Annotated in this window: 2 protein-coding genes; both read right to left on the bottom strand. The window is 65.0% G+C overall.

Annotation, left to right across the window (positions count from 1 at the left end):
* Positions 1-101: 101 nt before the first annotated feature.
* Positions 102-1,163: an IS110 family transposase gene (locus tag ABZW96_RS37565; protein ID WP_274753107.1), complete on the bottom strand. Its 1,062-nt coding sequence runs from the start codon at positions 1,161-1,163 to the stop codon at positions 102-104.
* Positions 1,164-1,347: 184 nt separating this feature from the next.
* Positions 1,348-1,633, bottom strand: a 286-nt coding sequence (locus ABZW96_RS37570) for an integrase core domain-containing protein (protein ID WP_355081642.1), incomplete at its 5' end; no start/stop codon positions are given.

Genomic DNA, 1,633 nt, shown 5'->3' on the forward strand with positions numbered 1-1,633 from the left:
CTAGGTGTATGAGGCCGTGACGTTGTTGACGCCAGTGTGGAGGCGGCTGGCTGGAGGCCGGTTTCCGGCGGCGGAATGTGGTCGATGGTCCCTCTGTATTGTCAAGCCGCGTCCGAATACTGTGTAGTGGGCGTGACGTCGCGCGACCGGGCATCGTTCATCATCCTCTTCCAGAGGACGGTGGCCAGGTGGCGTTTAAGGCAGCGGATGGCTTCGCGTGAGGTCTTTCCCTCGGCGATCTTGCGGTCGTAATAGCGTCGGCCGGAACTTGTGCGGGTCCGGATCTGAACGACGGCGATGGAGTGGAGCGCAGAGTTGAGATCTCGATTTCCATAGCGAGAGAGCCGATGTCGGTTGTAGTCGCCGCTGGCGACTTGGACCGGTGCGGTACCGGTGTAGTTCGCGTAGGCCGCGGCGGTGGGAAACCGCCGCGGATCACGGGTGCCGGCAAGGACCCGGGCGGCGAGGACGGGGCCGACCCCGACGATGTCGGTGAGCGATGTGGCGTGCTCGTCGAGTACCTGCTTCATCGTGGCGCTGTTGTCGGCGAGCTGGCGGTCGCAGCGTCGGACGTCGGCGATGAGTTCTTCGACGAGTTGGGCGCGGACCTGGTCGGTTGCAGTGGCAGGGTTGAGAGTGTGCAGGGCTTTCTCGGCGGCGGTGGCTGTCAGCGCGCGTTTCACGCCGCCCGGGATCAGTTCCCGCAAGAGAGCATGCAGCTGGTTGAGCAGCCTGGTGCGATGCCGGCTGAGGGTGTGCCGCCGCTCGTCCAGGAGCGCGAGGGCGTCGGTGTGGTCCTCGATGGCGACCGGTCGGCTCTCCCCGCGGATCGCTGCCACGCAGGCCGCTGCGGCGGCATCGATCGGATCGTTCTTGCGGCGGCCTCCGCGGGAAAGTGTGCGGATCTTCGCGGTGGCGGTCGGGGGAATGTCGACCACGGTCTCACCCCGACTGATCAGCCACTGCGCCAGGTGATGACCAAGGCCCTCGGCGTTTTCGATGGCCCAGTAGCGCTCCGGCCACCGCCGTGCCCAATCCAGCAGCCGACGGTATTCGGTCGCGGACGAGGCGATGGTGAGGGTGTCGATCGTCGTGGTTGCTGGAGTGTCGACGGCAGCGGCGGTGTGGGACGCCTTGTGCGGGTCGACACCGAGGATGATCATGCGAGCAGGTCTCCCTGGAGCCAGAGCCGGTGGATTGGGGCCGCGGCCGACAAGCCGACTTCCAGAACTGCAGATGCTGTGTGCTGGTCATCCCTCTGTCGAGTCAGGCCGCAGACGGAAGTGGACGCGGCGACCGGACCATCGATGAGTCAACCCGACGGGCGGGTGACAGATAGTTGTCGAGTCAGCCGACGTCCACTTCCTGACACCATATCGACGGGTAGCTACTCCCGCGACTCGGTGCTGGCTCGACGATAAGTCGGTAGTTGTAGTGGATGTTCCAGACGCTGAGCGCGTCGGTGCGTTGGTTTTCGCTGGTCCATTCTCGGACGTAGAGGAATTCCTCGGCCAGAATCCGGTGATAGCGCTCGACCTTGCCGTTGTGCCGTGGCGTGTAGGGGGTGATGCGCTGATGCCCCGCTCCGAGCAGGACTTTCGCGAAGTCGGTCGCTTTGTAGCAGGCGCCGTTG

The sequence above is a fragment of the Nocardia sp. NPDC004168 genome (assembly GCF_040610355.1).
In the GTDB taxonomy this organism is placed as follows: Bacteria; Actinomycetota; Actinomycetes; order Mycobacteriales; family Mycobacteriaceae; genus Nocardia; species Nocardia sichangensis.